Annotated in this window: 20 protein-coding genes; 14 read left to right on the top strand and 6 right to left on the bottom strand. The window is 37.7% G+C overall.

Annotation, left to right across the window (positions count from 1 at the left end; genetic code table 11):
* Window positions 1–3: 3 nt before the first annotated feature.
* The 4 genes from HME9304_RS16010 (at window position 4) to HME9304_RS16025 (ending at window position 6,694) form a co-directional block, all read left to right on the top strand.
* Window positions 4–690 carry an LOG family protein gene (locus HME9304_RS16010; protein WP_112379531.1) on the top strand — a complete coding sequence of 229 codons (687 nt, stop codon included), beginning with the start codon at window positions 4–6 and terminating at the stop codon, window positions 688–690.
* Window positions 691–736: 46 nt separating this feature from the next.
* Complete coding sequence (locus HME9304_RS16015; protein WP_239023328.1) at window positions 737–3,538, top strand: gluzincin family metallopeptidase; 2,802 nt, start codon at window positions 737–739, stop codon at window positions 3,536–3,538.
* Between the two features lie 160 nt (window positions 3,539–3,698).
* Complete coding sequence (locus HME9304_RS16020) at window positions 3,699–6,110, top strand: alpha-ketoacid dehydrogenase subunit alpha/beta (RefSeq protein WP_112379532.1); 2,412 nt, start codon at window positions 3,699–3,701, stop codon at window positions 6,108–6,110.
* 206 nt (window positions 6,111–6,316) lie between these two features.
* Window positions 6,317–6,694, top strand: coding sequence for a DoxX family protein (locus HME9304_RS16025; protein WP_112379533.1), 378 nt, complete (start codon window positions 6,317–6,319; stop codon window positions 6,692–6,694).
* Here the strand turns inward: HME9304_RS16025 and holA are convergent, their stop codons facing one another.
* Window positions 6,695–7,696, bottom strand: a complete 1,002-nt coding sequence (gene holA / locus HME9304_RS16030) for a DNA polymerase III subunit delta (RefSeq protein ID WP_112379534.1) — start codon at window positions 7,694–7,696, stop codon at window positions 6,695–6,697.
* 26 nt (window positions 7,697–7,722) lie between these two features.
* Between holA and HME9304_RS16035 the strand changes: the two genes are divergently transcribed.
* From HME9304_RS16035 to HME9304_RS16045, 3 genes are all read left to right on the top strand, one after another.
* Window positions 7,723–8,169 (top strand): type I restriction enzyme HsdR N-terminal domain-containing protein, encoded by a 447-nt coding sequence (locus HME9304_RS16035; protein WP_112379535.1) that lies wholly within the window; start codon window positions 7,723–7,725, stop codon window positions 8,167–8,169.
* A gap of 12 nt (window positions 8,170–8,181) precedes the next feature.
* Window positions 8,182–9,183: a glycosyltransferase family 2 protein gene (locus HME9304_RS16040; RefSeq protein ID WP_112379536.1), complete on the top strand. Its 1,002-nt coding sequence runs from the start codon at window positions 8,182–8,184 to the stop codon at window positions 9,181–9,183.
* Window positions 9,184–9,277: 94 nt separating this feature from the next.
* Window positions 9,278–10,150 carry an OmpA/MotB family protein gene (locus tag HME9304_RS16045; RefSeq protein WP_112379537.1) on the top strand — a complete coding sequence of 291 codons (873 nt, stop codon included), beginning with the start codon at window positions 9,278–9,280 and terminating at the stop codon, window positions 10,148–10,150.
* A 147-nt stretch (window positions 10,151–10,297) separates the two neighbouring features.
* Here the strand turns inward: HME9304_RS16045 and HME9304_RS16050 are convergent, their stop codons facing one another.
* Window positions 10,298–10,918 carry an L-threonylcarbamoyladenylate synthase gene (locus HME9304_RS16050; protein ID WP_112379538.1) on the bottom strand — a complete coding sequence of 207 codons (621 nt, stop codon included), beginning with the start codon at window positions 10,916–10,918 and terminating at the stop codon, window positions 10,298–10,300.
* Window positions 10,919–11,102: 184 nt separating this feature from the next.
* Between HME9304_RS16050 and HME9304_RS16055 the strand changes: the two genes are divergently transcribed.
* Window positions 11,103–12,458, top strand: a complete 1,356-nt coding sequence (locus HME9304_RS16055; RefSeq protein WP_112379539.1) for a hypothetical protein — start codon at window positions 11,103–11,105, stop codon at window positions 12,456–12,458.
* A gap of 63 nt (window positions 12,459–12,521) precedes the next feature.
* Here HME9304_RS16055 and HME9304_RS16060 read toward each other — a convergent pair whose 3' ends face one another.
* Window positions 12,522–14,846 carry an ATP-dependent helicase gene (locus HME9304_RS16060; protein WP_112379540.1) on the bottom strand — a complete coding sequence of 775 codons (2,325 nt, stop codon included), beginning with the start codon at window positions 14,844–14,846 and terminating at the stop codon, window positions 12,522–12,524.
* A gap of 140 nt (window positions 14,847–14,986) precedes the next feature.
* Between HME9304_RS16060 and HME9304_RS16065 the strand changes: the two genes are divergently transcribed.
* From HME9304_RS16065 to HME9304_RS16085, 5 genes are all read left to right on the top strand, one after another.
* Window positions 14,987–15,526 carry a DsrE family protein gene (locus HME9304_RS16065; protein ID WP_112379541.1) on the top strand — a complete coding sequence of 180 codons (540 nt, stop codon included), beginning with the start codon at window positions 14,987–14,989 and terminating at the stop codon, window positions 15,524–15,526.
* A gap of 12 nt (window positions 15,527–15,538) precedes the next feature.
* The gene (locus HME9304_RS16070; RefSeq protein WP_112379542.1) at window positions 15,539–16,813 is read left to right on the top strand and encodes an amidohydrolase; all 1,275 of its coding nucleotides are present in this window, start codon (window positions 15,539–15,541) and stop codon (window positions 16,811–16,813) included.
* Complete coding sequence (locus HME9304_RS16075; RefSeq protein WP_112379543.1) at window positions 16,814–18,388, top strand: FMN-binding glutamate synthase family protein; 1,575 nt, start codon at window positions 16,814–16,816, stop codon at window positions 18,386–18,388.
* 39 nt (window positions 18,389–18,427) lie between these two features.
* The gene (locus HME9304_RS16080; RefSeq protein ID WP_112379544.1) at window positions 18,428–19,198 is read left to right on the top strand and encodes an OmpA family protein; all 771 of its coding nucleotides are present in this window, start codon (window positions 18,428–18,430) and stop codon (window positions 19,196–19,198) included.
* A gap of 79 nt (window positions 19,199–19,277) precedes the next feature.
* Window positions 19,278–19,796 (top strand): DUF7935 family protein, encoded by a 519-nt coding sequence (locus tag HME9304_RS16085; RefSeq protein WP_112379545.1) that lies wholly within the window; start codon window positions 19,278–19,280, stop codon window positions 19,794–19,796.
* 3 nt (window positions 19,797–19,799) lie between these two features.
* On the opposite strand, the gene HME9304_RS16090 is transcribed toward HME9304_RS16085, so the two are convergent.
* Complete coding sequence (locus tag HME9304_RS16090; protein WP_112379546.1) at window positions 19,800–20,714, bottom strand: patatin-like phospholipase family protein; 915 nt, start codon at window positions 20,712–20,714, stop codon at window positions 19,800–19,802.
* Window positions 20,711–22,801: a M1 family metallopeptidase gene (locus tag HME9304_RS16095; protein ID WP_112379547.1), complete on the bottom strand. Its 2,091-nt coding sequence runs from the start codon at window positions 22,799–22,801 to the stop codon at window positions 20,711–20,713. Before HME9304_RS16095 ends, HME9304_RS16090 begins: the two co-directional genes overlap by 4 nt.
* 46 nt (window positions 22,802–22,847) lie before the next feature.
* On the opposite strand from HME9304_RS16095, the gene recG reads away from it, so the two are divergent.
* Window positions 22,848–24,953 carry an ATP-dependent DNA helicase RecG gene (recG, locus tag HME9304_RS16100; protein WP_112379548.1) on the top strand — a complete coding sequence of 702 codons (2,106 nt, stop codon included), beginning with the start codon at window positions 22,848–22,850 and terminating at the stop codon, window positions 24,951–24,953.
* A 54-nt stretch (window positions 24,954–25,007) separates the two neighbouring features.
* Here recG and HME9304_RS16105 read toward each other — a convergent pair whose 3' ends face one another.
* Entirely contained in the window at window positions 25,008–26,120 is a 1,113-nt protein-coding gene (locus tag HME9304_RS16105; RefSeq protein WP_112379549.1) for a DUF2911 domain-containing protein, read from the bottom strand.
* Window positions 26,121–26,173 lie beyond the last annotated feature (53 nt).

Here is a 26,173-nt window from a genome sequence, read left to right on the forward strand (position 1 = left end):
AATATGCGAAAAGAACAACACCATAAAGGTTGGAACGAAATAAAAACCAATGATTCTTGGGCAATTTTCAAGATAATGGGGGAATTTGTAAATGGTTTTGAGAAGATGAGTGCCATAGGACCCTGTGTTTCCATCTTTGGATCGGCAAGAACAAAACCCGGTCAAGATTACTATGAACTTGCCGTTAAAATTGCCAAAAGCATTGCGGATGCTGGCTACGGCGTTATAACTGGTGGAGGCCCAGGGATAATGGAAGCGGGAAACAAGGGAGCCAATTTGGCGGGAGGAACATCCGTAGGGCTCAATATCGACCTTCCTTTTGAGCAGCATGACAACCCTTTTATTGATCGTGACAAAAGTCTTGATTTTGATTATTTCTTTGTACGGAAGGTGATGTTCGTCAAATATTCGCAGGGGTTTGTTGTAATGCCAGGGGGCTTTGGCACGCTGGACGAACTTTTTGAAGCAATAACGCTCATTCAGACCAATAAAATTCAAAAATTCCCGATTATATTGGTAGGGACCAAATTTTGGGGAGGCCTTTCCGAATGGATAAAAAATACCATGCTGGAAGCTGGGAACATAAGTATAAAAGACCTTGATTTGATTAAATTGGTTGATACAGAAGATGAAGTGGTTGAGATTATCGATGCATTCTATAAAGGACGAAACCTCAGTCCAAATTTTTAACTTAAAAATTTTGACAAAAAAGCGTTTTATTCAACAAACCCAGATCTTGTTTTTTTTCTTTTTGAGCCTTTCGCTATTGGGTCAACATAGAAACGAAATAACTGCGGCGTTGAACGATTCTACAAAGCAGATTCAAATAAGCCAAAAGTTTACTTACGTCAACAATTCCGAAGAAGGGCTTTCTACGCTTTACTTTAATGATTGGAACCATGCCTATGCCAATAGGAACACTGCTTTGGCAGAACGTTTTGCAGAAGAGTTTAAACGCAGCCTGCATCTATCAAAAGACTTTGAACGTGGAAACACAACAGTAATGAGCGTGGTAGGCAGTGATTATACAGGATTGGAATGGGAACGTGTGGGGAACAGGGACATCATAAAAGTCAAATTAAAAAATGTTCTGAAACCCGGAGAGTCTGCCCAACTGTTCTTTACGTACACCATTAAACTTCCCAGTAAAAAATTCACTTTATATGGTTTTGATACGAACGGCGAGTATTATTTAAAAGATTGGTACCTGACACCTGCGGTATACGACCTTGGTTGGAAACTTTATGATAATATGGGTCTTGACGACATGTATACGGACGTTGCCGACACCAGTATTGAGTTCACTTATCCCGAAAAATTATTCTTAGCTTCCAATTTTGACGAGAGCAGCAAGAATACGTTTCTTGGTGCGCAATATATAGTTTTTAGGGGAACAAACAGAAAAGGCTGCGAAATCATATTGAGCAGATTAAAAAGATTTACAAAGCACGTTACACGTTATTTGACCGTTACCACGGATATCGATGTCAACAAATACGACGAAATATCACAGGGAGTATCCATCAACAAAATAGCCCGTTATCTAGAAAAAAATCTTGGCAGGTATCCCCACAATAATTTGTTGGTCAGTGAAATTGACTACAGTAAGACGCCGCTTTATGGCATAAATCAATTGCCCTCATTCATTAGGCCCTATGAAGAACAGTTTCAATTTGAGCTTAAATTTTTAAAAACGGCGATTAACAGCTTTTTGGCCGAAACCATGTATTTGGACCCCAGAGGCGAACGGTGGGTAAATGATGCCATAGCCAATTATTTAATGATAAAATATGTTGAGGAAAACTATCCGGAACAAAAACTGGCAGGAAAACTTTCTAAAATATGGGGCTTTAAAAGTTTCCACCTTGCCCAAATGGACTTTAATGAACAGTATGCACTATTAAGCATGTTTCCTGCACGTAGAAATATTGATCAAGCTCTTACCACGCCCAATGATTCTTTGATAAAATTCAATGAAAAAATTGCAAATAGCTATAAGGCCGGTTTGGGAATGTCTTATTTATCGGATTATATAGGCGAGAGAAAAGTTGACAGTAGCATTCATGGATTTTACAGAACGCATAGTTTGGATTCAAAGGTAAATGCACAGGATTTTAGGGAAGAGCTGGAACGTTTTGCCGATAAGGATATAGATTGGTTTTTTGATGAATATGTTGCCACAAGAAAAAAGATAGATTTTAAAATCAAGAAGGTTAAAAAAACCGATGATTCCATCACGTTTACCATAAAAAATAAGAGGCGTACCAACGTCCCTATTTCGCTATTTGGTTTGCAGAAGGATTCCGTCATTTCCAAATATTGGTTTTCAGATATAGATACGTCCAGGACTTTTACCATTCCAAGAAATGGGGAGGACCGTTTGGTCCTAAATTACGATCAAAAAATACCTGAATTCAATCAACGTGATAATTGGAAGACGTTGAACGGATTTTTTTCCAGTAATAAAAAATTGAAATTTCAATTCTTTAAGGACACCGAAGACCCTTATTTTAATCAAATTTTTTATGTGCCCGTTGCCAATTTCAACGTGTACGATGGTATAACACCCGGAATTAGAATTTATAATAAAACATTTTTGGAGAGGCCTTTTCAATATGATATAGTTCCGACATATTCTTTTTTAGAAAAGACCGTAGTTGGAAAGGCCAGTATACGCTATAGAAAATATCATGGGAAAAGTGGCCTTTTTGTATCCAACTATTCTTTCTCGGGATCTACATCGCATTTTCAGACCAATTCACGTTTTTCTACGCTTACACCGGCAATAAGCTTTGGCTGGAGACCTGAAGATTTAATCTCCAATCGTAGGCAAAGACTCCTTTTTCGTTATAGAAGCGTATTTAGAAATATTGACGAAAGCCTTGTGGACCAAATAGATACAGAACCTGACTACAGTGTTTTCAATGTTCGATTTACCGACGTGGACAACGATATTCTGAATTTTGCATCCTGGTTTTTAGATGCCCAGCATTCCACCGATTTTACCAAGTTGGCATTTGAGGTGGAATACAGAAAATTATACCAGGACAATAGACAGTTTAATTTTCGTTTTTATGCAGGTAAATTTTTAATAAACGATACAGATTCCGACTTTTTTAGTTTCGCTTTGGATAGACCAACGGATTATCTTTTCGACTTAGCATATCTGGGCAGGTCCGAAGATTCGGGAATTTATAGCCAGCAAATCATAATAGCAGAGGGCGGCTTTAAATCCCAATTGGAAAATCCTTTTGTAAATGATTGGATAACAACAGCCAATGCCAGTACCAGTATTTGGAGATGGATAGAAGCGTATGGGGATATAGGATTTACCAGGAATAAGGGAGAAAATCCACGTTTTGTCTATGGTTCAGGTATTCGTTTAAATCTGGTGACCGATTTTTTTGAGCTTTACTTTCCGGTATACTCAAACAGAGGTTGGGAAATTGCCGATCAAAATTATGGCGAACGAATCCGTTTTATAGTGACCATAAGCCCCAGAACCCTTACTGGGCTATTTACCAGAAAATGGTTTTAGTATTGATGTATTCCCAAAAAAAGGACATTTCGACTTTATTTTATTAACGAATTATCACTCAAACAGTTATTTTTTTAACAAAATAATGATTTTTTAACATGCTCTGTAATTGTTGATTTGAGTGGGTTTTAGTAATTTTGCAACTAATCCAAAGTTATATATGAAACCTAATCCCAGTACAAGCAGCGATATTTCTTTTGATGATTTTCAATCACAAATTCTGAAAGACTATGAAATTGCTGTAATTAGTAGGCAATGTAGCTTATTGGGAAGACGGGAAGTATTATCCGGAAAAGCAAAGTTTGGGATTTTTGGAGATGGCAAAGAACTACCACAACTTGCCATGGCAAGAGCTTTTGAGGATGGCGATTTCAGGAGCGGTTATTATCGTGACCAAACCTTTATGATGGCGCTCGGACATCTTAGTCCAAAAGAATTTTTTCATGGTCTCTACGCAACGACCGATATGGAAAAAGAACCTATGAGTGCAGGAAGGCAAATGGGCGGGCATTTTACGACACATAGTTTAAACGAAGATGGTTCTTGGAAAGATTTAACCAAACAAAAAAACAGTAGTGCGGATATTTCATGTACCGCAGGTCAAATGCCTAGGTTGCTGGGTTTGGCACAAGCTTCAAAAATTTATCGTAACGTCGGTGAAATAGACCAAACAAATTTTTCCAACAATGGAAAAGAGGTCGCTTGGGGAACTATAGGGAATGCAAGTACGAGCGAAGGACACTTTTTTGAGACTATAAATGCTGCTGGAGTTCTTCAGGTACCCATGGTAGTCTGCGTTTGGGATGATGCTTATGGAATTTCGGTCCCTGCGGAATACCATACCACTAAAAGTGATATTTCTGAAGTGCTAAAAGGTCTGCAAAGAGATGAAGATAATGATGGCTATGAAATTCTAAAAGTCAAGGGTTGGGATTATACTGCATTGATACATGCGTTTGAGAATGCTTCGGAAATTGCAAGGGAAAATCATGTTCCCGTCTTAATTCATGTAACGGAACTGACGCAGCCCCAAGGTCACTCCACCTCTGGCTCACATGAACGATATAAGTCTGAAGACCGCCTCCAATGGGAACGGGAAAACGACTGTAACAAACGTTTTAGGGAATGGATTCTGGAGAATAAAATTTGTGCTGAGGAAGACCTTAAAAGTTTAGAGAGGGAAATCAAGCAAAAAGTTAGAGCCAGTAAAAAAGAGGCATGGAGCGAATTTTTAAGACCCCACTTAAATGCTAAGAAAGAATTGGTCCAACTATTGGAAAAAGCTGCCGATAGAAGCCCGAATAGAACTTTTATATCAAAGATAAAAAATGATCTAATAGCTATTGAGGAGCCGCTAAAAAAGGATTTGGCTTCAACTTCAAGAAAAGCGCTTCGATATCTTTTGGGAGAAAACACCCAAGGAAAATTAGAATTGCAGCAGTGGATTCAGGATTTTTTAGATACAGCCCAACCAAAATATAGCTCCCATTTGTACAATGAACTTGATGAAAATGTATTAAATGTCAAGCCAAACCTTCCAACATATAGTGATGATACTGACTTAGTAGATGGAAGAATAATATTAAGAGATAATTTTGATGCATTGTTTGCTAAATATCCGCAAGCATTGATTTTTGGCGAAGATACCGGAAATATTGGTGATGTTAACCAAGGACTGGAAGGTCTGCAAAAAAAATATGGCCCCTACAGGATTGCAGATACAGGAATACGTGAAACCACTATTATTGGACAGGGTATTGGACTTGCACTAAGAGGGCTTAGACCCATTGCTGAAATTCAATACCTTGATTATATTATGTACGGTTTACAAACATTAAGCGACGATTTGGCAACTCTAATGTACCGTACTGTAGGAAAACAGAAAGCACCATTGATAGTCAGAACCCGAGGTCATAGATTGGAAGGTATTTGGCATTCAGGTTCACAAATGGGCGGATTGATTCATCTGTTGAGAGGAATGTATATACTGGTCCCGAGGAATATGACACAAGCCGCTGGGTTTTACAATACCTTAATGAAAAGTGACGAACCAGCCCTTGTTATAGAAAGCCTCAATGGATATCGTTTAAAAGAAAAAAAACCAACAAATTTAGGAGAGTTCTGTATTCCCGTTGGAAAAGTGGAAACCTTAAAGCAAGGGAGTGATATTACATTGTTGTCCTATGGTTCTACATTAAGGATTGTGGAAAACGTAGCAAAAGAGTTGATGGAGGTAGGCATTGATGCCGAGATTATCGATGCTCAATCACTTTTACCTTTTGATTTGGAACATGATGTTATAAAAAGCCTGAAAAAAACCAATAGGCTATTGGTCATTGATGAAGATGTGCCCGGAGGTTGCTCTGCATATTTATTACAGGAAATTTTGGAAAAACAGGGTGGCTACAAGTTTTTGGATAGTGCCCCTAAAACATTGACAGCAAAAGCCCATCGGCCTGCATATGCATCAGATGGAGATTATTTTTCAAAGCCAAATGCCGAGGATATTTTTGAGAAAGTCTATGCAATTATGCATGAAACAAATCCAAAGGCCTATCCCAAGCTTCGCTAAAGTTTTTTAATTTTGAGACTTATTTTAAAAAAAAATAAAAATATTGATTGCTCGGATTATCGTGAGTTAAACTTTCCCTGTAGCTACTAAAATCTTATTTGGTTTCTTTGAAAACAATATTTCAGCAAAACAGCTGTTTTAAGAAATAATTAGATTTTAATTAAGACATAATTTATATTTTCACAAAAACTAAATTTCCCCAATCAATGAAAAACAACCTTTTGATTCATTTAGGTCTTGCGCTATTAAGAATTGCACCCTCAGCTTTTATGTTGACCCACGGTCTTCCAAAATTTCAAAAACTTATTTCTGGAAACACTGAATTTCCAGACCCCTTGGGCATAGGAAAGACCCCTTCCCTATTTTTAACGGTTATTGGTGAATTTATTTGTCCAATACTTATTATTGTAGGTTTCAAAACACGCTGGGCTTCAATTCCCTCTGCCATTACAATGTTGGTCGCTGCTTTGGTCGTCCACGGAGCCGATCCGTTTGAAAAGAAAGAATTGGCATTGTTATATGCAATCGTCTTTATTGTAATTTTTCTTTTGGGGCCTGGTAAATATAGTATAGACAGGAAATAACTAAATAATTTGCACGAGTAGTTCCTTTAATAAATCAGCTTGGTCAATTTTACCGGCTCCTACTCCCTTTCCCTTTAAATCGAGTCTACGTAGTCCAGAAATTATGCTACTGACTTTTTTCATTGGATAATTTTTTGCTGCAACCGTAAATTCATTTACAAAATACGGATTTACTCCCAATACTTTTGAAACATTGCCTGGCGAGTGGTCTTTAAGTCCATGATATTGTAATAGTTGCGTAAAAAAGGTGTTTAAGAGCGTTACTGTAACTACGAACGGATTGTCCTTTGGATTTTGTGAAAAATAGTTGATAATTTGTGTTGCTTTGCCAACGTCTTTCTCGCCAATGGCTTTTTTAAGCTCAAAATTGTTGAAATCCTTACTGATACCTATATGCTTTTCTATTAAGGTGGGGGTTATCTCAATATTGGAAGGTACAACTATGGTGAGCTTATCAAATTCGTTACTGATTTTACTCAAATCGGTCCCCAAAAACTCTACAAGTAACATGCACGCTTTTGGGGAAATTTTATACTTCTTCCCACTAAGCGTTCTTCTGATCCATTCAGAAACTTGATTTTCGTAAAGCTTCTTGCTTTCAAAAAGTTCCCCGTTCTTTTGAATCGATTTATAAAGCTTTTTTCTTTTGTCCAGCTTCTTGTATTTATAACAGACTACCAAGACGGTAGTAGTTTGAGGATTTTCAACATAACTGACCAAATTTTCAATACTACGTGAAAGGTGTTGGGCCTCCTTTACAATTACCACTTGATGTTGGGCCATCATGGGAAAACGTTTCGCATTGGCTACAATATCGTCCACACTTGTATCACGACCGTAAAGTACCATTTGGTTAAATCCTTTCTCATCTTCGGTCAGTACGTTATCAGAGATATATTTTGAAATTTTATCTATATAATATGGTTCATCGCCCATTAAAAAATAAATAGGCTTAGGAATACCATTATTAATAGCCGATACAATATCCTTTACCTTATCCATTCAAAAAAAATCATCAAATTTGTCCAATGCAAGCTTTAAACTTTCCCAACTACAAGTTGCGAATCAAAAGTAGCGAAAATAGCTACCATATTTTTGATGTGATTCGTAAAAAGTTTGTACTGTTGCAACCAGAGGAATGGGTGCGCCAGCATGTTATCCATTTTTTGATAACCACAAAAAAGTATCCAAAAAGCCTTGTTAACGTTGAAAAGCTATTAATGGTGAATAATTTAAAAAAACGCTATGATGTAGTGGTCTATGAACCCAATGGAAACATCCAGATTTTAGTTGAATGCAAAGCTCCCAATATAAACATAAGTCAAAGTACTTTTAATCAAATAGCCCAATACAATTATACTACAAGAGCAAATTACCTTATGGTTACCAATGGTTTGTATCATTATTATTGTGAAATGGACTTTAATAATGAAAAATATAACTTTTTAAAGGAAATTCCTGATTTTAGCCGTTAATTTGCTGCCGTTTTGAAAGTTGCGGTAGTCATACTAAATTGGAATGGAGAAGCTTTGCTCAAAAGGTTTCTACCTTCTGTTACCACCCATTCAAAAGGGGCGGATATTTATGTGGTTGACAATGCCAGTACCGATGGTTCCATTGCTTTTTTAAAAGAAAACTATCCTACTGTAAACCTGGTCCAAAACAGCTTTAACGGTGGATTCGCAAAAGGCTACAATGATGGGTTAAAAGATATTAAAGCTGATATCTTCTGTCTTTTGAATTCTGATGTTGAGGTCACCCCCAATTGGTTGAACCCTATCTTAAACACATTCAACGAAATTCCGGATGCAGCTATTATCCAGCCAAAGATATTGGACCTGAACAGAAAAGAATATTTTGAGTACGCCGGAGCGGCCGGTGGCTTTTTGGATATGCTCGGTTACCCATTCTGCCGTGGGAGAATATTTCAAGCATTGGAAAAAGATGAAGGACAGTATGACGATATAAGGGAGGTATTTTGGGCCACAGGTGCCTGTATGTTCATTAAAAAAGAAGCTTTTGATTCCCTTAATGGATTTGACGAGGATTATTTTGCCCACCAAGAAGAGATAGACCTCTGTTGGAGAGCAAAAAATACAGGCCTAAAAGTTTATTACGTAGGTCTAAGCCATGTTTATCACTTAGGGGGATCGACTTTAAAAAATATGAACCCAAAAAAGACCTTCCTGAATTTTAGGAATTCGTTGTATTCCATAACAAAAAACCTCCCCAGAAAAAGAGCATTTCCTATAATAATGGCGAGATTGGTTTTGGATGGGGTAGCTGCCCTACGTTTTATTTTTCAATTTAAACTAGATCATTGCCTAGCCGTTTTAAAGGCACATATAAGTTTCTATCGAAATTTCAATAGGTTTTATACTAAACGGGAAAAAGCTAATTTTATATTAAAGTACTATTCCACGACATCCATAGTCTGGTCCCATTTCGTACATCAAATAAAGAATTTTAACATTTTAGTAAAAGATTAACGATGTCTTGATTTTTAACATTTTGTTTTTATATAATTTCGTCTGAAATTTTGACATTAATATCTAATAATCCCTAATACATACAATCAGAATTATGAAAAAAGTCTTTTTAGGAACATTTGCAATGGCCATTTTATTGTCATCATGCGTATCACAGAAAAAATATGCCGACCTTGAGGCGAAGCATAAAGAAACCCAAGATTTGTTGAACTCTGCAACAGTAAAGCTCAATGATTGCTTGGAGGAAAAAGCAACTGCATCCTCAAAATTGAAAACTCTTGATGATCAAAATGCTTTCTTGAAGGCCAATAATCAAGAATTGATCAACAATATGGGCAATTTAACTACCCTGACTACGAAAGGTGCTGAAAATCTTGAAAAGTCTCTGGAAAGTCTTCAGGAGAAAGATTTGACCATTAGAAAATTACAAGATGCGGTTACGAGAAGAGATTCCGTAAATCTATCATTAGTACAAAGTTTAAAAGGAGTTTTGGGCAATTTGGATGACGATGATATAGAGATAAGCGTTGAAAAAGGTGTAGTTTTCGTGTCGATATCCGATAAACTATTGTTCAGCAGTGGTAGCTACAATGTAACTTCTGCGGCTAAAGAAGTATTGGGCAAAGTTGCGAAAGTTGTAAATAACAAGCCTGATTTTGAATTCTTGGTAGAAGGACACACGGATAATGTACCTTTTTCAAGAGGTGTCTTAGTTGATAACTGGGACTTGAGTGCAAAACGTGCTACTTCAATAGTTCGTATCCTACAAAACGAATTCAATGTTGATCCCAAGCGTATGACCGCTGCCGGAAGAAGCTACTACATGCCATTGGTTGCCAATGATAATGCAACTGATAGAGCTAAGAACAGAAGAACCAGAATAGTTGTACTTCCTAAAATTGATCAATTTTACAGTATGATCGAAGAAGGTATGAAAGACCCTGCTATCGGCGGTTCTGGAAACTAGAAGAAATATAATCAATTAAAAAAAGAGCGGTCAGTGGCCGCTCTTTTTTTGTCTCACCCTATGTGCTTCTTAAAAAGGAGTTATCACCTCCCCAAAGAAAATATTACTCAGAAAAACAGTGGTAGTACCTTTAAATATTCATTCAGATTAAAAAATATCCAAACTCCCTTTCCCTTCCCTGATTATTTCAGGATATCCTCCAGATAAATCTATAACAGAAGAGGCAATGTTACCTCCATATCCTCCATCAATAACGATGTCCACGAGATTTTCCCATTTTTCAAAAATAAGCTCTGGGTCGGTCGTATATTCCAAAATATCATCATCATCACGAATAGAAGTCGAGACAATAGGGTTTCCCAGTTCATTGACTAAAGCTTTTATAATTGCATTGTCCGGTACCCGTATGCCAACAGTTCTCTTTTTTTTAAAGTCTTTTGGAAGGTTGTTATTGCCCGGCAATATAAAAGTATACGGACCGGGCAGAGCTCTCTTTAGTATTTTAAAAGTTGATGTGTCTATCTGTTTCACATAATCTGATAGATTACTCAAATCTGCACAAACAAAAGACCAATTCGCTTTTGCCAGCTTCACGCCCTTGATTCTGGCAATCTTTTCCAGTGCCCTAGAGTTTGTAATGTCACACCCCAAACCATAAACGGTATCTGTTGGATAAATAACAAGCCCCCCTTTTCTAAGTACATTTCCAATTTTCTCCACTTGTCTTGGATTGGGGTTTTCTTCAAAAAGCTTTATTAGTTCTGCCATGGCCGGATCTTCTATTTCAACAAGAATTTAAATTCTATTCAATATAAACTGGATTATAAATCATTCAATGGTTGTCCCAATGTGCCCATTCGTCAAATGTAACAAGGCATCAGTCCATTTATCCTTATAAATTTTCTTTAAAAGTGTCATTTTTATGATAACCATAAGTTATTGAACATCAATTATGCGACTTAACAAAATTACAAATACCCCATTAATCTTTCTTCTATTGCTATGTATTGGCTGTACCAATCGAAACAAAATAGATGAAATTGCCAGTTTAACTTCTGTTCCCGAAAACGGCATGGATATTATTTATCTTTTAGATCAACATTTTCAAAATTTGAAAAATATGGATCCCGATGATTCTAATTTTGAAGATTTGACCACATCAATAAACAATGATATTAAAAATACGATTAAAAAAATCAATACCCCGTCCATTATAGAGGAAATAGAAAGACACTATTACTTGAAAGGGCATGATTATATTCTTGCATTATCAGAGAATAAGAACGTTGGGGTTCTCTCTTGGAACACAAGAAAAGGGCATTTAAAAGAACATATCAAAAATTTAGTTTTCCATGTAAAAAATGGAAAAGTTGTATATACTTATCTTAAAGAAGATTCAGTTCTTTACAATCAAGTATATCACTTAAAAAATGAAAAGAATAAAAACATTTATATTTTTCATGGTTGGGGAAAATTATCAAATGAAAAGTACTTTTATCGTGTTGATGCCTTTTCAAGTGAAGGTGATAATTTTCAAAAGGAATATATATTTCCAGGTAATAAAAGTTCCATTAAATCATACTACAAGCTCGAAAATTTGGATTTCGAGTCACAAATGGACTTCAGTATAGAAAAGGATGGTTCACTGATACTACAACCTGAAATTTGGGGAGAAAAAGTAGTGTATCATCCTTTGGAATTTGATGGTGTCATGTATAAATACAAAGCTGTAACCAATAATATTGGCGATTCATTTGATATACAAAGTTTTGAGCGTTCCAACACTTTTGGTTTTATAAACGGGTCAGAACTTCCTCTTACGGAAGATATTATAAATGGTATCAAAACGTTCCTATTTAAAAATCAATTTAAAGTGACGTTGGAACAATTCGTGGACAACGATTACACCGATATCTCGGTCAGTTTGTATGAAGCGGACACTGTTCGTATAATCCTGGATAATCCAACAATATCGCTCATAGGAAAAAAAAGTAGCTTTTTATTTTTTAAAGGGTCAGGGCTCACTGATAGTTGGCCGTTGTATATTTATGATTTGGACAACAAAACTATGTTGACCAAAAATATTGCAGCGACAAAAATCAAGGAAAACGAACTGGTGTATACGGAATTATTGAAAAACAAACCCCAGAACAGCTATCAAAACAAGAATTGTAAGGGTCACCATATATCAGGGTCTAAACACTATAAAATTTATGCTTTTAATTATGTAGACCCTAATCCAATTATACAATTTAAAGGATTGTCTCTTCGTTGTTCTAAGGAAAATCATAATAGACCCCAAATCTAAAACTTAAAATAAGGCATTGTGTTTGGCAACCCGTATTTTCTGGTTGATGATATTTCACTAACCTTATAATACCTCAAGTTTGGCAAATCTGAGCAATAATTTTTTGACATCACCCCTCTCAAATTGGATTTCGGCCTTTTTATCGTTCCCTGCACCTTCTATTTTTAGCACCTTTCCTTTACCAAAACGTGTATGGTTCACCATAGAACCTTCAGCTAGATTAGAATCAACGATATTGGTATTATTTGCTGGGGCTGATAGCTCCGGCTTTAATTTTCTAAGCTTTCGCAATTGATTCTCGTTGGGTTTATGCACAGTCGGAGGTATTCCATTTCTGGGCTTGATCTGGCGTAGTTTGCTCTTGTCCACTTCACCAAAAATATTGGTGTCAATCATGGATTTGTAACGATAGCCATCATTTATGGGCGTAAGATTTTCAACAAACTCCTCATCAATCTCTTCCAGAAATCTACTGGGTTCTGCATCAATTAGTTTTCCCCAACGATATCGGTTTTGCGTATACGTAAGAACCGCCTGCTTTTCTGCCCTAGTCAATGCCACATAGAACAAGCGGCGTTCCTCTTCCAATTCGCTTCTCGTATTCATGCTCATTGCAGAAGGAAACAAGTCCTCTTCCATTCCCACAATATATACATGTGGAAATTCCAATCCTTTTGCCAAGTGAATTGTCATGAGGGCAACTCGGTCATCATCACCTACATCCTTGTCCATATCCGTAGCAAGGGCAACATCTTCCAAGAATTCTGACAATGCGCCCGTGGCATCTGCCAATTCTTTCTGTCCCTCAACAAAATCCTTTATTCCGTTCAAAAGTTCTTCAATGTTTTCCATTTTGGCAATGCCCTCTGGAGTGCCATCCTTTTTGAACTCCAACAAAAGCCCTGTTTTCTTCGCAACATGTTCCGCCAATGTAAACGCATCGGCTCCCTCGTTCATAATCTGGAAGCTTTTGACCATTGTCACAAAATCTTCAAGCTTTCTTTTAGTTCCACTATTGATGTTTAAATTGAGTTTGTCCAAATGCTCTAAAACTTCAAAAATGGAACGCCCATAATGATTTGCAGCAACCACAAGTTTATCAATCGTTGTTTGTCCTATACCTCTTGCAGGGAAATTAATGATTCGCTTCAGTGCTTCCTCATCCTTTGGATTGATAATTATCCTCAAATATGCAAGTACATCCTTGATTTCCTTACGCTGATAAAAGGACAGGCCACCGTAGATTCTATATGGAATATCACGCTTTCGCAACGCATCCTCAATAGCTCTCGACTGTGAATTTGTTCTATACAGAACGGCAAACTCACCATTCTGCATTTGTTGTTGCATCCTGCTCTCAAAGATAGAAGCGGCCACATACCTTCCTTCTTCCGCATCAGTGACACTACGATGGATTTTTATAAGTTGTCCTTCACCATTGGAAGTCCAGACCACTTTTTCCAATTGGTTTTTGTTCTTTGCAATGATAGAATTCGCCGCATTAACGATATTCTTTGTGGAACGATAGTTTTGTTCCAATCGATATACCGCCACATCATCATAATCCCTTTGAAAATTAAGGATGTTGCTAATGTTGGCTCCCCTAAAGGAATAAATACTTTGGGCATCATCACCTACCACACAAATATTTTGGTAGCGGTCCGAAAGTGCTTTGACAATCAAATATTGTGAGTGGTTGGTATCTTGGTACTCATCTACAAGGATATATCGAAACCTGTCTTGGTATTTCATCAGCACTTCTGGAAAGCGTGTCAACAATTCATTGGTGCGCAACAATAAATCATCAAAATCCATAGCCCCTGCCTTAAAACAACGATCAACATAGTTTTGATAAATTTCCCCAAGTCTTGGTCTTTTTGCCATGGCATCCGCTTCCACAAGTTCTGGATTCTGGAAATAGGCCTTCACGGTAATCAAGCTATTTTTATAAGAGGATATTCTGTTCTGTATTTGCTTGTACTTATAAATATCCTTATCCAGACCCATTTCTTTGATAATGGATGCAATAAGGCGTTGTGAATCCTGCGTATCGTAAATGGTAAAGTTACTGGGGTACCCAAGTTTATCTCCATCAAAGCGCAATAACTTGGCAAAGACCGAATGGAAAGTGCCCATCCATAGATTTTTAGCTTCTGAATTCCCAACAATAGTGGCGATACGCTTTTTCATCTCTTTGGCAGCCTTATTGGTAAAGGTCAACGCAAGAATATTGAATGAATCCACCCCCTGCTCCATCAAATGTGCTATCCTATAGGTCAATACACGGGTTTTCCCCGATCCCGCTCCCGCAATGACCATTAAGGGGCCATCTTTGTGCAATACAGGAGCGCGCTGTGCATCGTTCAATTCATCCAAAAAAGTATTCAAGCCTTAGTAAATTTTTAAAAGTAACCGTGAAATTAGCCAATAATGATTTCATGCTAAAATCATCCTTTGAATACTTATAAACACGAAGACGATTTTTAAAATGAATTTGAATATATTTAGAAACTAATCTATAAATTACCATGAAGTACAATATTTTTCCTCTATTTATAATATTGTCGTTCTGTTACATCGGGAATTCACAGGAAAAACAGGCAGGACCTATAATCGAAGATTTTGGTAAAGTATGGCCCATTGAAAATCCCGACTTCAAAACCAATACCAACATGGATTATAAAGTGGTTTTTGATGTAATGAACAGCCCCGAATCACATACGGAGATTAACAGAACCATTGAGACAGCAGCCCGTTTTCTAAATATGCACGCACAGGCGGGTGTACCCCCTGAACAACTTAAAGTAACCTTGGTAGTTCACAATAAAGCCTCAAAAGATATTATTCAGAATGATGCTTACAAAAAAAGGTATGGTGTGGTCAATCCAAATTATGAAATGGTCAAAAGTTTAATGGATACAGGAGTCGAAGTGGTTTTTTGTGGGCAGTCTTCAAAATCACGTGATTTTCCAAAAGAAGAACTCATTCCAAATGTAAAAGTAGCCCTTTCAGCGATGACCGTACTTATCCAGTTACAAAATGAAGGATATCAACTTATAAAATTTTAAAATCAACTACACATGCAAAGAATTTTTACCCTCGTATTTTTACTAATGGGAATCTCCATTTGGGGACAAAGTACCGATCTGGAGAAAGAGTATACCGCAATTGAAGATAAGGTCATTGAATGGAGACGGGACATACATCAAAACCCCGAACTCAGCAATCGTGAATTTAAAACTGCTGAGAAAATCGCAAAACATTTAAAATCTTTGGGAATAGAAGTCCAGACAGGTGTTGCAAAAACAGGTGTTGTTGGGCTGCTCAAGGGGGATCAAGATGGAAAGGTCGTGGCACTTAGAGCGGATATTGATGCATTGCCCGTTACTGAACGAAACGATTTGCCATACAAATCAACAGTGAAATCAGAGTTTTTAGGTAAAAGTGTAGGGGTCATGCATGCCTGCGGACATGACACCCACGTCGCCATTTTAATGGGAGTTGCTGAAATTTTGTCCAAACACAAGGATAAAATCAAGGGTACCGTAAAATTTATCTTTCAACCTGCAGAAGAAGGACCGCCACCCGGTGAAGAAGGTGGTGCATTGCTAATGGTAAAGGAAGGTGTATTGACCAGTCCTGATGTTGACGCAATATTTGGACTTCACATAAACTCCCAAACTCCTGTAGGAACCGTAAAATACAAACCTGGAGGAAGCATGGCTTCCGCGCAACGTTTTGTGATCAATGTAAAAGGGAAACAGACCCATGGTTCGCAACCCTGGGGCGGTGTAGATCCTATATTGATCAGCGCAAAAATTATTGATGGTCTACAGACCATTATCAGCAGGGAAACCGAATTGATCAATGAAGCTGCAGTTATCTCGGTTGGTAAAATTACCAGCGGTGTTCGCTCCAATATCATTCCTGAAAGTGCCGAGATGATAGGAACCATAAGAACTTTGGATTATGAAATGCAAAAGTTTATCAATAAACGTATGGAAGAAATGGTTCCTGCCATAGCAAAGGTTTACGGCGGAGATGCTACTATCGATATTCAAACTTCAACAGCCATAACCTATAATGATTTGGATTTGACGGCTAAAATGGCTCCGACCCTGGAAAAAGTTGCAGGGAAGGATAATGTTTCCATACACAAAGCAATTACAGGAGCAGAAGATTTTAGTTATTTTCAAGAAAAGGTTCCAGGCTTCTATTTCTTTTTGGGCGGTATGACCCCGGGAAATACAGAATCCTATCCACATCATACCCCTGATTTTAAAATTGATGACAGCGGATTGCTTTTAGGGGTGAGGACAATGACACAGTTGGCATTGGATTATCTTAACATGTAAATGGAAAACTTTTTGAACTATTTAGCTGGGATTCCTTGGTGGGCTTGGATTCTTATATTTCTGGTATTGGTAGCCATAAGAGACATTTTTTTTCAAAGAGCACATACCATAAACCATAATTACCCCATTGTTGGGCATCTTAGGTACTGGTTGGAAAGTATTGGACCGGAGATGCGCCAGTATTTCGTTGCCAATAACAGGGAAGAATTACCTTTTAATCGTATAGAGCGCAGTTGGATTTATGCTTCGGCAAAGAAAGAAAATAATTATGAAGGGTTTGGAACGGAAAAGGACATTTATAAACATCAACATATCTTTGTTAAAAATGCGATGATCGGGTACGAGGTTCCTGAAAATCATCCCAACAAAGAAAATCCCTATTTTTTACCTTCTGCCAAGGTAATCGGAGCTCATAACAATCGGAGAAAGCCATACCGTCCTGCTTCTGTTATCAATATTTCTGCAATGAGCTTTGGTTCTTTATCTGCCGCTGCAGTTGAAGCTATGAACAAAGGTGTTTTAAAGAGCAATGCATATCACAACACGGGCGAGGGCGGATTATCTCCTTATCATAAAAAAGGTGGTGATGTAGTGTTTCATTTTGGAACAGGATATTTTGGTGTCCGTTCCGAAGATGGCAACTTTTCCATGGAGAAAATGAAAGCATTGGTAACTGATAATCCATGTATAAAAGCAATAGAGATAAAACTATCGCAAGGTGCAAAGCCAGGTAAGGGCGGGGTCCTGCCTGGAGCAAAAATCTCTTCTGAAATAGCAGATATACGCGGTGTAGAAGTTGGTAAGGATGTCCTATCCCCAGCCACACATAAAGCTTTCAGTTCCATACCGGAATTATTGTATCTTATAGAAGCCATAGCTAACGAGACGGGGCTGCCCGTAGGGATAAAAGCAGCGATAGGAAAATTGGACCAATGGAAGCAATTGGCGGAATTAATGGTACAATCTGGAAAAGGCCCGGATTTTATTTCTATTGATGGCGGAGAAGGCGGAACCGGTGCAGCGCCACCAAGTTTTGCAGACCACGTTTCCCTACCCTGGGTATACGGATTTACATCAGTATATAAAATTTTTAAAGATAGCGGATTATCAGAACGTATTGTTTTCATAGGAAGCGGTAAACTGGGTTTTCCGGCCAAAGCAGCAATGGCTTTCGCCATGGGAGTGGATTGTATAAATGTAGCACGGGAAGCCATGATGAGCATCGGATGCATTCAAGCACAGGTTTGTCATACCAATCGGTGCCCTGCGGGAGTGGCAACGCAAAGCAAATGGTTGCAAAAAGGAATAGATGTTCCATTGAAATCGGATAGGTTGGCGCAATACTTTAAAACGTTTAGAAAAGAGTTTTTGGAAATCACCCATGCCGCAGGTTATGAACATCCATGTCAGTTTACCATGGAGGATATCCAGGTCAATGTTGATGATGATTATCTAAGCAGTGATTTGAAAACTGTCTATGGTTACGAAAAAGAGAAAGTTGCTTTTAATGGGATGAAAGGACTTTATAATTGTTCTTATCTGGGAGGACAGCGGATTTTGGAAAAAACATCCTAATTTTGATTTTTAAATTTATATCATATAAATACCCAATCGATGAAAAAACACTTTACCATTTTGATGGCATTATTTTTTACGGCTATGGGCTTTACTCAAAAGAAGAGTGAATTAATAGCCCAAATAGAGAACTTAAAGACCGAGATGAGGACTGTTGAGCAAGAACTTGCGAGCACAAAAAGAAAAGTCTCTTCAAGTGAGGCAAAAGCGGAAACCTTGGCAAATGAAAATATAGCACTTCGTGATGCAAACCAGACACTCTTGCAAAATCTGAGCAGTTTTTCAGAGCTTTCAAAAAAGAACAGTCAAAATGTAAATACTACCTTAGCAGCTTTGGGCCGAAAGGAAAGACAGTTGAGCAGTATGACAGAGATGATAGCTTCCAATGATTCTGTAGCCATCGTGTTACTTTCCAAGGTCAAACAAACTATGGGAAGTGAGGCCAAGGCAGATTTTGTAGAAGGAGAAATTGTTATATCCAATAACTTAAATACGCTATTCGGTTCTGATAGCGGTTCTGAACTTACGGATGAAGGCAAAACCTGGGTCGAAAAAATTTCAAATATTATCAAGACCAACCCTACATTAAAGGTCAACGTAGAAGGTTTAAATATTACCGGGGAATTTGAAACAACGTTCGATCAAACAACGGCAGTTTCAAAAGCATTGGTAAAAACTTTTGGGATTTCAAGTGAGGCCATATCAATTTCAGTGAAGGACGGGAACTTTAAAGAAGGTATCAACATAAAATTACAGCCAGACTATAAAGGGTTTTATGACAATGTAAAACAGGGTGTTAAAACAAACTAGCCTTTCACTGGTTATCTGCTATACTTTTTGTGTTTTTAGTTCGTTTTATTTTTTATAAAACCAAAAAACCGACTATTCCATGAGTGGAGACGATATCTTTCAATTATTTGCTTTTTTGCTTCCTGCAGTTGTTACGGGGGCCGTTGCTTTTTATTTTTTTAGATTACATACAAGGAACGAAGAAGGTAGAAGGCGTTTTTTGCTGCATAAGGATTCCCAAAAGGATACACTTCCCATTAGACTTCAAGCATACGAGAGAATGGTGCTATTTTTGGAAAGAATTTCGATAAACAGTTTGGTTGTACGCGTTGCTCCCAAAGGTAAAGACAAAGGTGCTTATGAAAATCTGCTCATAAAACAAGTGGAAACTGAATTTGAGCACAATCTTTCGCAACAAATTTATATGTCTGAGGAGTGCTGGAATATTATAAAAGCTGCCAAGAATGCAACCATACAAATTATACGCTCGGCAGGGATGAGCGCTACGGATTCTCCTGATAAGCTAAGGGAGGACATCTTGAACCAAACCATGGAAAAACAATCTCCCTCCGCTACGGCATTGAGTTTTGTAAAGAAAGAAGTAGGCGAACTTTGGTGATTTCTATTCCTGTTTTTCTGGCTCTATAGGGCTTGTTTCCTCGTTTTTGTTTTTGGCGTACAGGTAACCTCTTTTCCACCATAATGTCATTCGTTCTTTATCAAAAATCAATGAATTGGTAGTCAAAATTGTAGGGGTGTAATAAAAGTTGATTATTGCATCTTTTTGATTAGCCACTAATTTTCCTATTCGAATATTCTGGTTTTCAATTCTATCCAACATAAAACCAAAAATAGTGGTCATGAGTTCAAATGGATTTCTGACCGGTAAGCGATTCAAATAATTTACTTCTGTATGAAGCACGACGACATCAACTTCGGTCGCTCCCATTTTTAATGCCTCCTCAATAGGTACTAAACTTCCCAGGCCTCCATCCGCATACTCACAACCATTGCGCTTTACCAAACTCATAAAAGGTGCATAATTGGATGAAATCCAAATCCAGTCACAAAACTCTTCGTACGTACAATCATTAATGGATTTATATTCTACTTGATTCAATGATAAATTGGATACAGTCACTATTACATCTTTGTTGCTTTCTTTTAATTCATTAAATTCATCAATGGTTATAGAATCCCGAATAAGATGGCGAAGGTTTTCACTTTCACCGAACGTCTTCTTTCCGCGTAAAAAATTCTTAACGACATTCCAGTGATTGATTGCGATAATATCTATCCCGTGCTTTTTTTTAATAACGAATGGACAATTATTGAATATACTCTTTTGATTTACAGAAGAATAGATTTCCTTGATCTTGTCCAGCTTGTTCAGAGCCAAATGTGAGATGAGCAAGCTCCCCGTTGAAGTCCCCACGAACAGATCATACTCATGTTTTGCTTCTTGTATCAGAAATTGTGCAACACCACCTGCAAAAGCACCTTTGCTTCCTCCACCAGAAATGACCAATGCCCTCATTTGCTCAAAGTTTTATCCAGATAAAGTTGTTGTTCTTGTGTCAAAGATGGATAAATTGCCTTAAGCCGCACTATGTTACCGTCTCCTTTTAAAAAGTCTTTCAGTAGGTTTCTAGAAGATTTTTTAAAGTGCCAAACGTGATGGCTGCAAGCATCAACTAGATTCTTGAGCGTCTCATCATTGAAAGTTCCAATGTTCTGCAAATATTGAAATGCCAATAATCTCACTTCAAAATGATGTTCAGAGCCTGTATAGTTATTGAGTTCATTATAGTATTTTGGTTTCAAATCTATTTTATATGTTGGACTGACCAATGCCAAGGTCAACCAAAGTAGACGAACATTTTTATTGGGCAATCCAACTACATTTCGTGTTTTGTCCAAATAATAATTCTGTCTATCAGGGAAATCTGTCCACAATCTATAAAGGGCAGATTCTATGGTTTTATAGCTTACATCAAACAATAAATTTTCAAAATCCTTTTTTATTTCAATAGGTACTGTTTTTAAAGAGAAAGCTATGGCTTGGCGGACTTTAACGCTTTCATTATTGAGTATCTGTTTCAAAAAATCAGTTGATAAGACTTCAGCATAATCCAAAACCAAACGACGCTTTAGAAAATCTGACCCTAATGAATCCCATCTTTTCGTAAGTATACTATGAGCTGTATTCGTATTTTTACCGATTTGATTTTTGATTTCAAAATAAGTAGAGATAGCAGAACTCTTCTGCAGTAGATATTTCTTTGCAACTTCAAACGGAAATTCTGATTCCTGTAACCAGACGTTCTCAAAATCAGAGAGTTTCATTCCAGATGCTTTTTCCATTTCCCACATAAAATCTGAAATTGTAACATTTTGATACGCATACTCGGTCAAGTAATTTCGTATTCCTTCACGAAAATTGGAGTCCCCTACCCTTTCCCTGAGCATGATCAATGCCCAAGCACCTTTTTCGTAAAAAGTAAGACTGCCCGCACTGGCGTTTGTTAGTGCCTCTCCATTTTCATCACCTGAAAATTTAATGAGCGCTTCAGCCGTATCCAATAATCTCCAATAGAAATAATCCTCGCCAAAAATCTCTTTTTCCGCTAGATATGCATAGTATGTTGCAAACCCCTCGTGCAACCAATGATGTTCCCCGCTCTGTTCTGTTACCAAGTTTCCAAACCATTGATGTACCAATTCATGGGCATTCACATTTACATAATTCTTGTCCACAAAAGCTATGGTATCTATCATAAATGTGTTTGAAAAAATAGTGGCTCCAGTGTTTTCCATACCAGCATATAGAAAATCCTGAACAGGTACTTGTTTATAGTTTTGCCACGGATAGGGTACATTGATCTCTTTCTCCAAAAATTCAAAAATAAATTGCGTATGTCGATATGTTGGTTCCACTTTTGAGCTATCCTTGGGTTCAAAATAAAGTTCAACGGGGATTCCTGTAGTGGACCTGATGGATTTCTTATTGAAATCACCAATGGCAAAACCTACCAAATAACTGCTCATGGGTCTCAACATGTTAAATTGCCAAAGAATATTTTCAGCTTTTGGTAAATTTTCTTTTTTGATCAATTTTCCATTTGAAATAACAGTATATTTTTTTGGTACTATAAAACTAAGGTCAAACTCTACCTTTTCATTCATATCATCAAAACTGGGCAACCAATGGCTTGTATATTTCCCTTGTCCCTGGGTCCAAATCTGGTCGTTGTATGGATTTTTATCCTCCCATCCCAAAAAGTAGACGGTTTGTTTAGGTTTGGCAGAATACTTCAAGGAAATTTTATGTTTCGACCCTTTCTTAAAACGCTGTTTAATAATAATGGAGGTTTTATCGTTTAGATAGTCAACATTTTCTGAGTCAAGTAAAACTGTGGAAAAATCCATATTTACAGCGTCCAAATAAATTGAATCAATATTCTTTAAAACCATGAATTCATAAACAACACTACCATTGATTTGTTTTTGTTCAGCGATGGGTTCAACAAAAACTTCGGCTCTTGTAAAATCCACTCCATCTTGGATTTGGGAGTTCGAAAACTGTACAAAAAAGAAAAAAACTACAATGGGGCTGAGCTTCATGTTTTGTAAATAGCAAAAGTCCTTCCAAATTACATATTTTAGTTTTATGAATGCCAATTTTTTACAGACACCCATATCATATTTGAAAGGTGTAGGCCCAAATAGAGCCGATACGCTTGGGTCTGAACTGAATATATATACTTATTTGGATTTACTGCACCTATTCCCCAACCGATATTTGGACAAGACCAGTTATTATAAAATAAACCAATTACAGTCCAGTGGTGCAGATGTTCAGGTATTGGGTAAAATAACCCATATAAAAACTGTTGAGCAAAAACGTGGAAAGCGCTTAGTCGCTACTTTTATCGATGAAACGGGGCAAATGGAACTGGTTTGGTTCAGGGGGCATAAGTGGATCAGGGAAAACCTAAAAATCAACGAGCCCTACGTAGTTTTTGGGCGAGCCACAAGGTACGGAAGTGTATTTTCAATGCCACACCCAGAAATGGAACTGCTGTCCGAGCATGAAAAAAACTTAAAAATTGCCATGCAGCCCATTTATCCGTCTACGGAAAAATTGAGCTCAAAAGGGGTTACCAATCGTGTCATTGGCAAAATGATGCAACAATTGTTTTTGGAATCAAAAGGAAATTTTCCAGAATCCCTTTCCAAGAAAATACGCGATGAATTAAAATTGATTTCAAAGAGTGAGGCGCTTATTAACATACACTTCCCGAAAAACCAAGAGCTATTGGCAAAAGCCCAATTTCGATTAAAGTTTGAAGAACTCTTTTACGTACAACTGCAACTCATCTCCAAAAAACTGATTAGAAAGCAAAAAATTAAAGGTTTGCCATTTGAAACTGTTGGTAATTATTTCAACACTTTTTTTGCTGAGCACATTCCGTTCGAATTGACAAAGGCACAAAAAAGGGTCATCAAAGAAATCAGGAACGACATGGGTAGCAATGCACAAATGAACCGTTTGCTCCAAGGTGATGTAGGCTCCGGTAAAACTATTGTGGCATTAATGTGCATGCTCTTGGCCTTGGATAATGGATTTCAGTCTTGTCTAATGGCCCCAACAGAAATTTTGGCCAACCAGCATTTTAATGGTTTAAAGGAATTACTGGGCACCATGGATGTTAACATAGCCTTATTGACAGGTTCGACCAAAAAATCCATCCGAACTATTATTCATGAACAACTGGAAAGTGGTACACTGCATATTTTAGTGGGCACCCATGCGGTATTGGAAGATAAGGTGCAATTTAAAAATCTGGGGTTGGCGGTCATAGATGAGCAACATCGGTTTGGTGTAGCCCAGCGTTCTAAATTATGGCATAAAAACAAAATTCCGCCGCATATTCTTGTAATGACCGCCACGCCTATTCCAAGAACCTTGGCCATGAGCCTATATGGCGATTTGGATATTTCAATCATTGATGAGCTGCCACCAGGCCGTAAACCCATTAAAACCGTGCATCGTTTTGATAGCAATAGATTGAAAGTCTTTCGGTTTATGAAGGATGAAATCAAAAAGGGGCGACAGGTTTATATTGTTTATCCTTTAATTCAAGAATCCGAAGCATTGGATTACAAGGATTTGATGGACGGTTATGAAAGCATCTCTAGGGACTTCCCTCCTACTGAATATCAAATATCTATCGTTCATGGAAAAATGAAGCCTAAGGACAAAGATTATGAGATGGCAAGATTTGTAAAGGGTGAGACACAACTAATGGTGGCAACAACTGTAATAGAGGTTGGAGTAAATGTTCCCAATGCTTCTGTAATGATTATTGAAAGTGCCGAACGATTTGGTTTGTCGCAACTACACCAGCTACGCGGACGTGTGGGACGCGGAGCGGAACAAAGCTTTTGTATTTTATTGACAAGCCATAAATTATCTGAAGATGCCAAAACACGATTACAGACCATGGTCCGTACCAATGATGGCTTTGATATAGCCGAAGTGGATTTAAAGCTACGTGGCCCAGGAGATTTAATGGGCACACAACAAAGCGGTTTGCTCAATTTAAAAATTGCGGATATCGTAAAGGACAACCAAATTTTAAAAACGGCCCGCTATCATGCCATTCAATTATTGAAGAATGACCCAAATCTGAAAAAAGAAGAAAATCAAATGATACTGCGCGCCTATACTAAAATGATGAAGCAGTCATCTATTTGGAACTATATTAGTTAAAAAATGCCCAGCTTCCGCTGGGCATCTTGCCAATTAAACCAGCAAACAACAGATTTAGTTGATTGCCTCCCCATTTTCAGCCTTTGCAATGTTGGCCGCTACACGGTCCTTATTCGCTTGGGCTGGAGCATTTTCAAGTGCAATTTTTAAATGTTTAAGTGTTGATTTAGTATCGCCCATAGCAGAATAAGCTCTTGCCAATCCATAATGCACGGGCCAAGTACCCTTATGATTTTTCTCGTTCCATTTAAAGACTTCCAAAGCTGCATCATGTTCTCCCTGCCCAATCAACTGTCTCCCATAACCATGTACCTGAAAGACTGTACCCATAGGCAATGCTTCTTTCATTATTGCCCTTGCTTCAGCGTTTTTTCCTTGTTTTGCTAAAATCTGCGATTTTATATTGAGGTTATTGAAAGTTTTCTGGCTGAAAAATTGTCCTGCAATAGCTGCATCTATCCAACCCATGGCTTCATTGAGGTCTCCATCATTGTTAAGCGCAAAATTTGCCGCTTGTTCCCAACTTTGGCGATTAAAACCTGGAGAAGTTTGTAATTGTTGACGTATTTCAGTCAATACGTTATTAGTAACATCTGTTGAAACCTTGAATGGTATCTGCTTTTTCTCCCAATTCAGGGAAATGACAGCCGACGTAGCATCCACTTCATTGAACAAATATGTAAGTTGTTCTACATGCGGTACTTCTTTGCTTGCTACATCAACCCGAAGTGCATCTTCCTTTTGTTCATAAAAATAGCTGCCCCAAGCGTTATAATTCTTTGAAAAGATAATTGTTGCCGAGTCATCTTCATTAATTATTATATGTAAACCATATTTTCCCGCAGGCAAAGTTTTACCGTCAATGACAAGGTCATGAGTAGTCTTGAAAATTGTATTTTCATTTGCTCCCGCCCTCCAGGGAGATTCGGTTGCAGTTCCAAAACCCAGATTGTTCATGCCATAAGGGACCAGACTCCCCCAAATTTCTCTGTCATTTACGCTAGGTCTTGAATACACAATCATTACATCAGTATTCCCTATTCGCTGAGAAACTTTGGCCATTTGACTACCGCGTGGCAAAAAACCAAGCTGTGCAGAAGTACTGTTGGGAATAAAGAATACCATGATAAGAACAATGGCCAAAAAAGCCGTGTAATTTTTTTTCATTTGTTTGTTTTTGATTTGTTGATGAATAAACTGTTAGGTCGTTCAACTAAAGT

This window comes from Flagellimonas maritima (assembly GCF_003269425.1).
GTDB lineage: Bacteria > Bacteroidota > Bacteroidia > Flavobacteriales > Flavobacteriaceae > Flagellimonas > Flagellimonas maritima.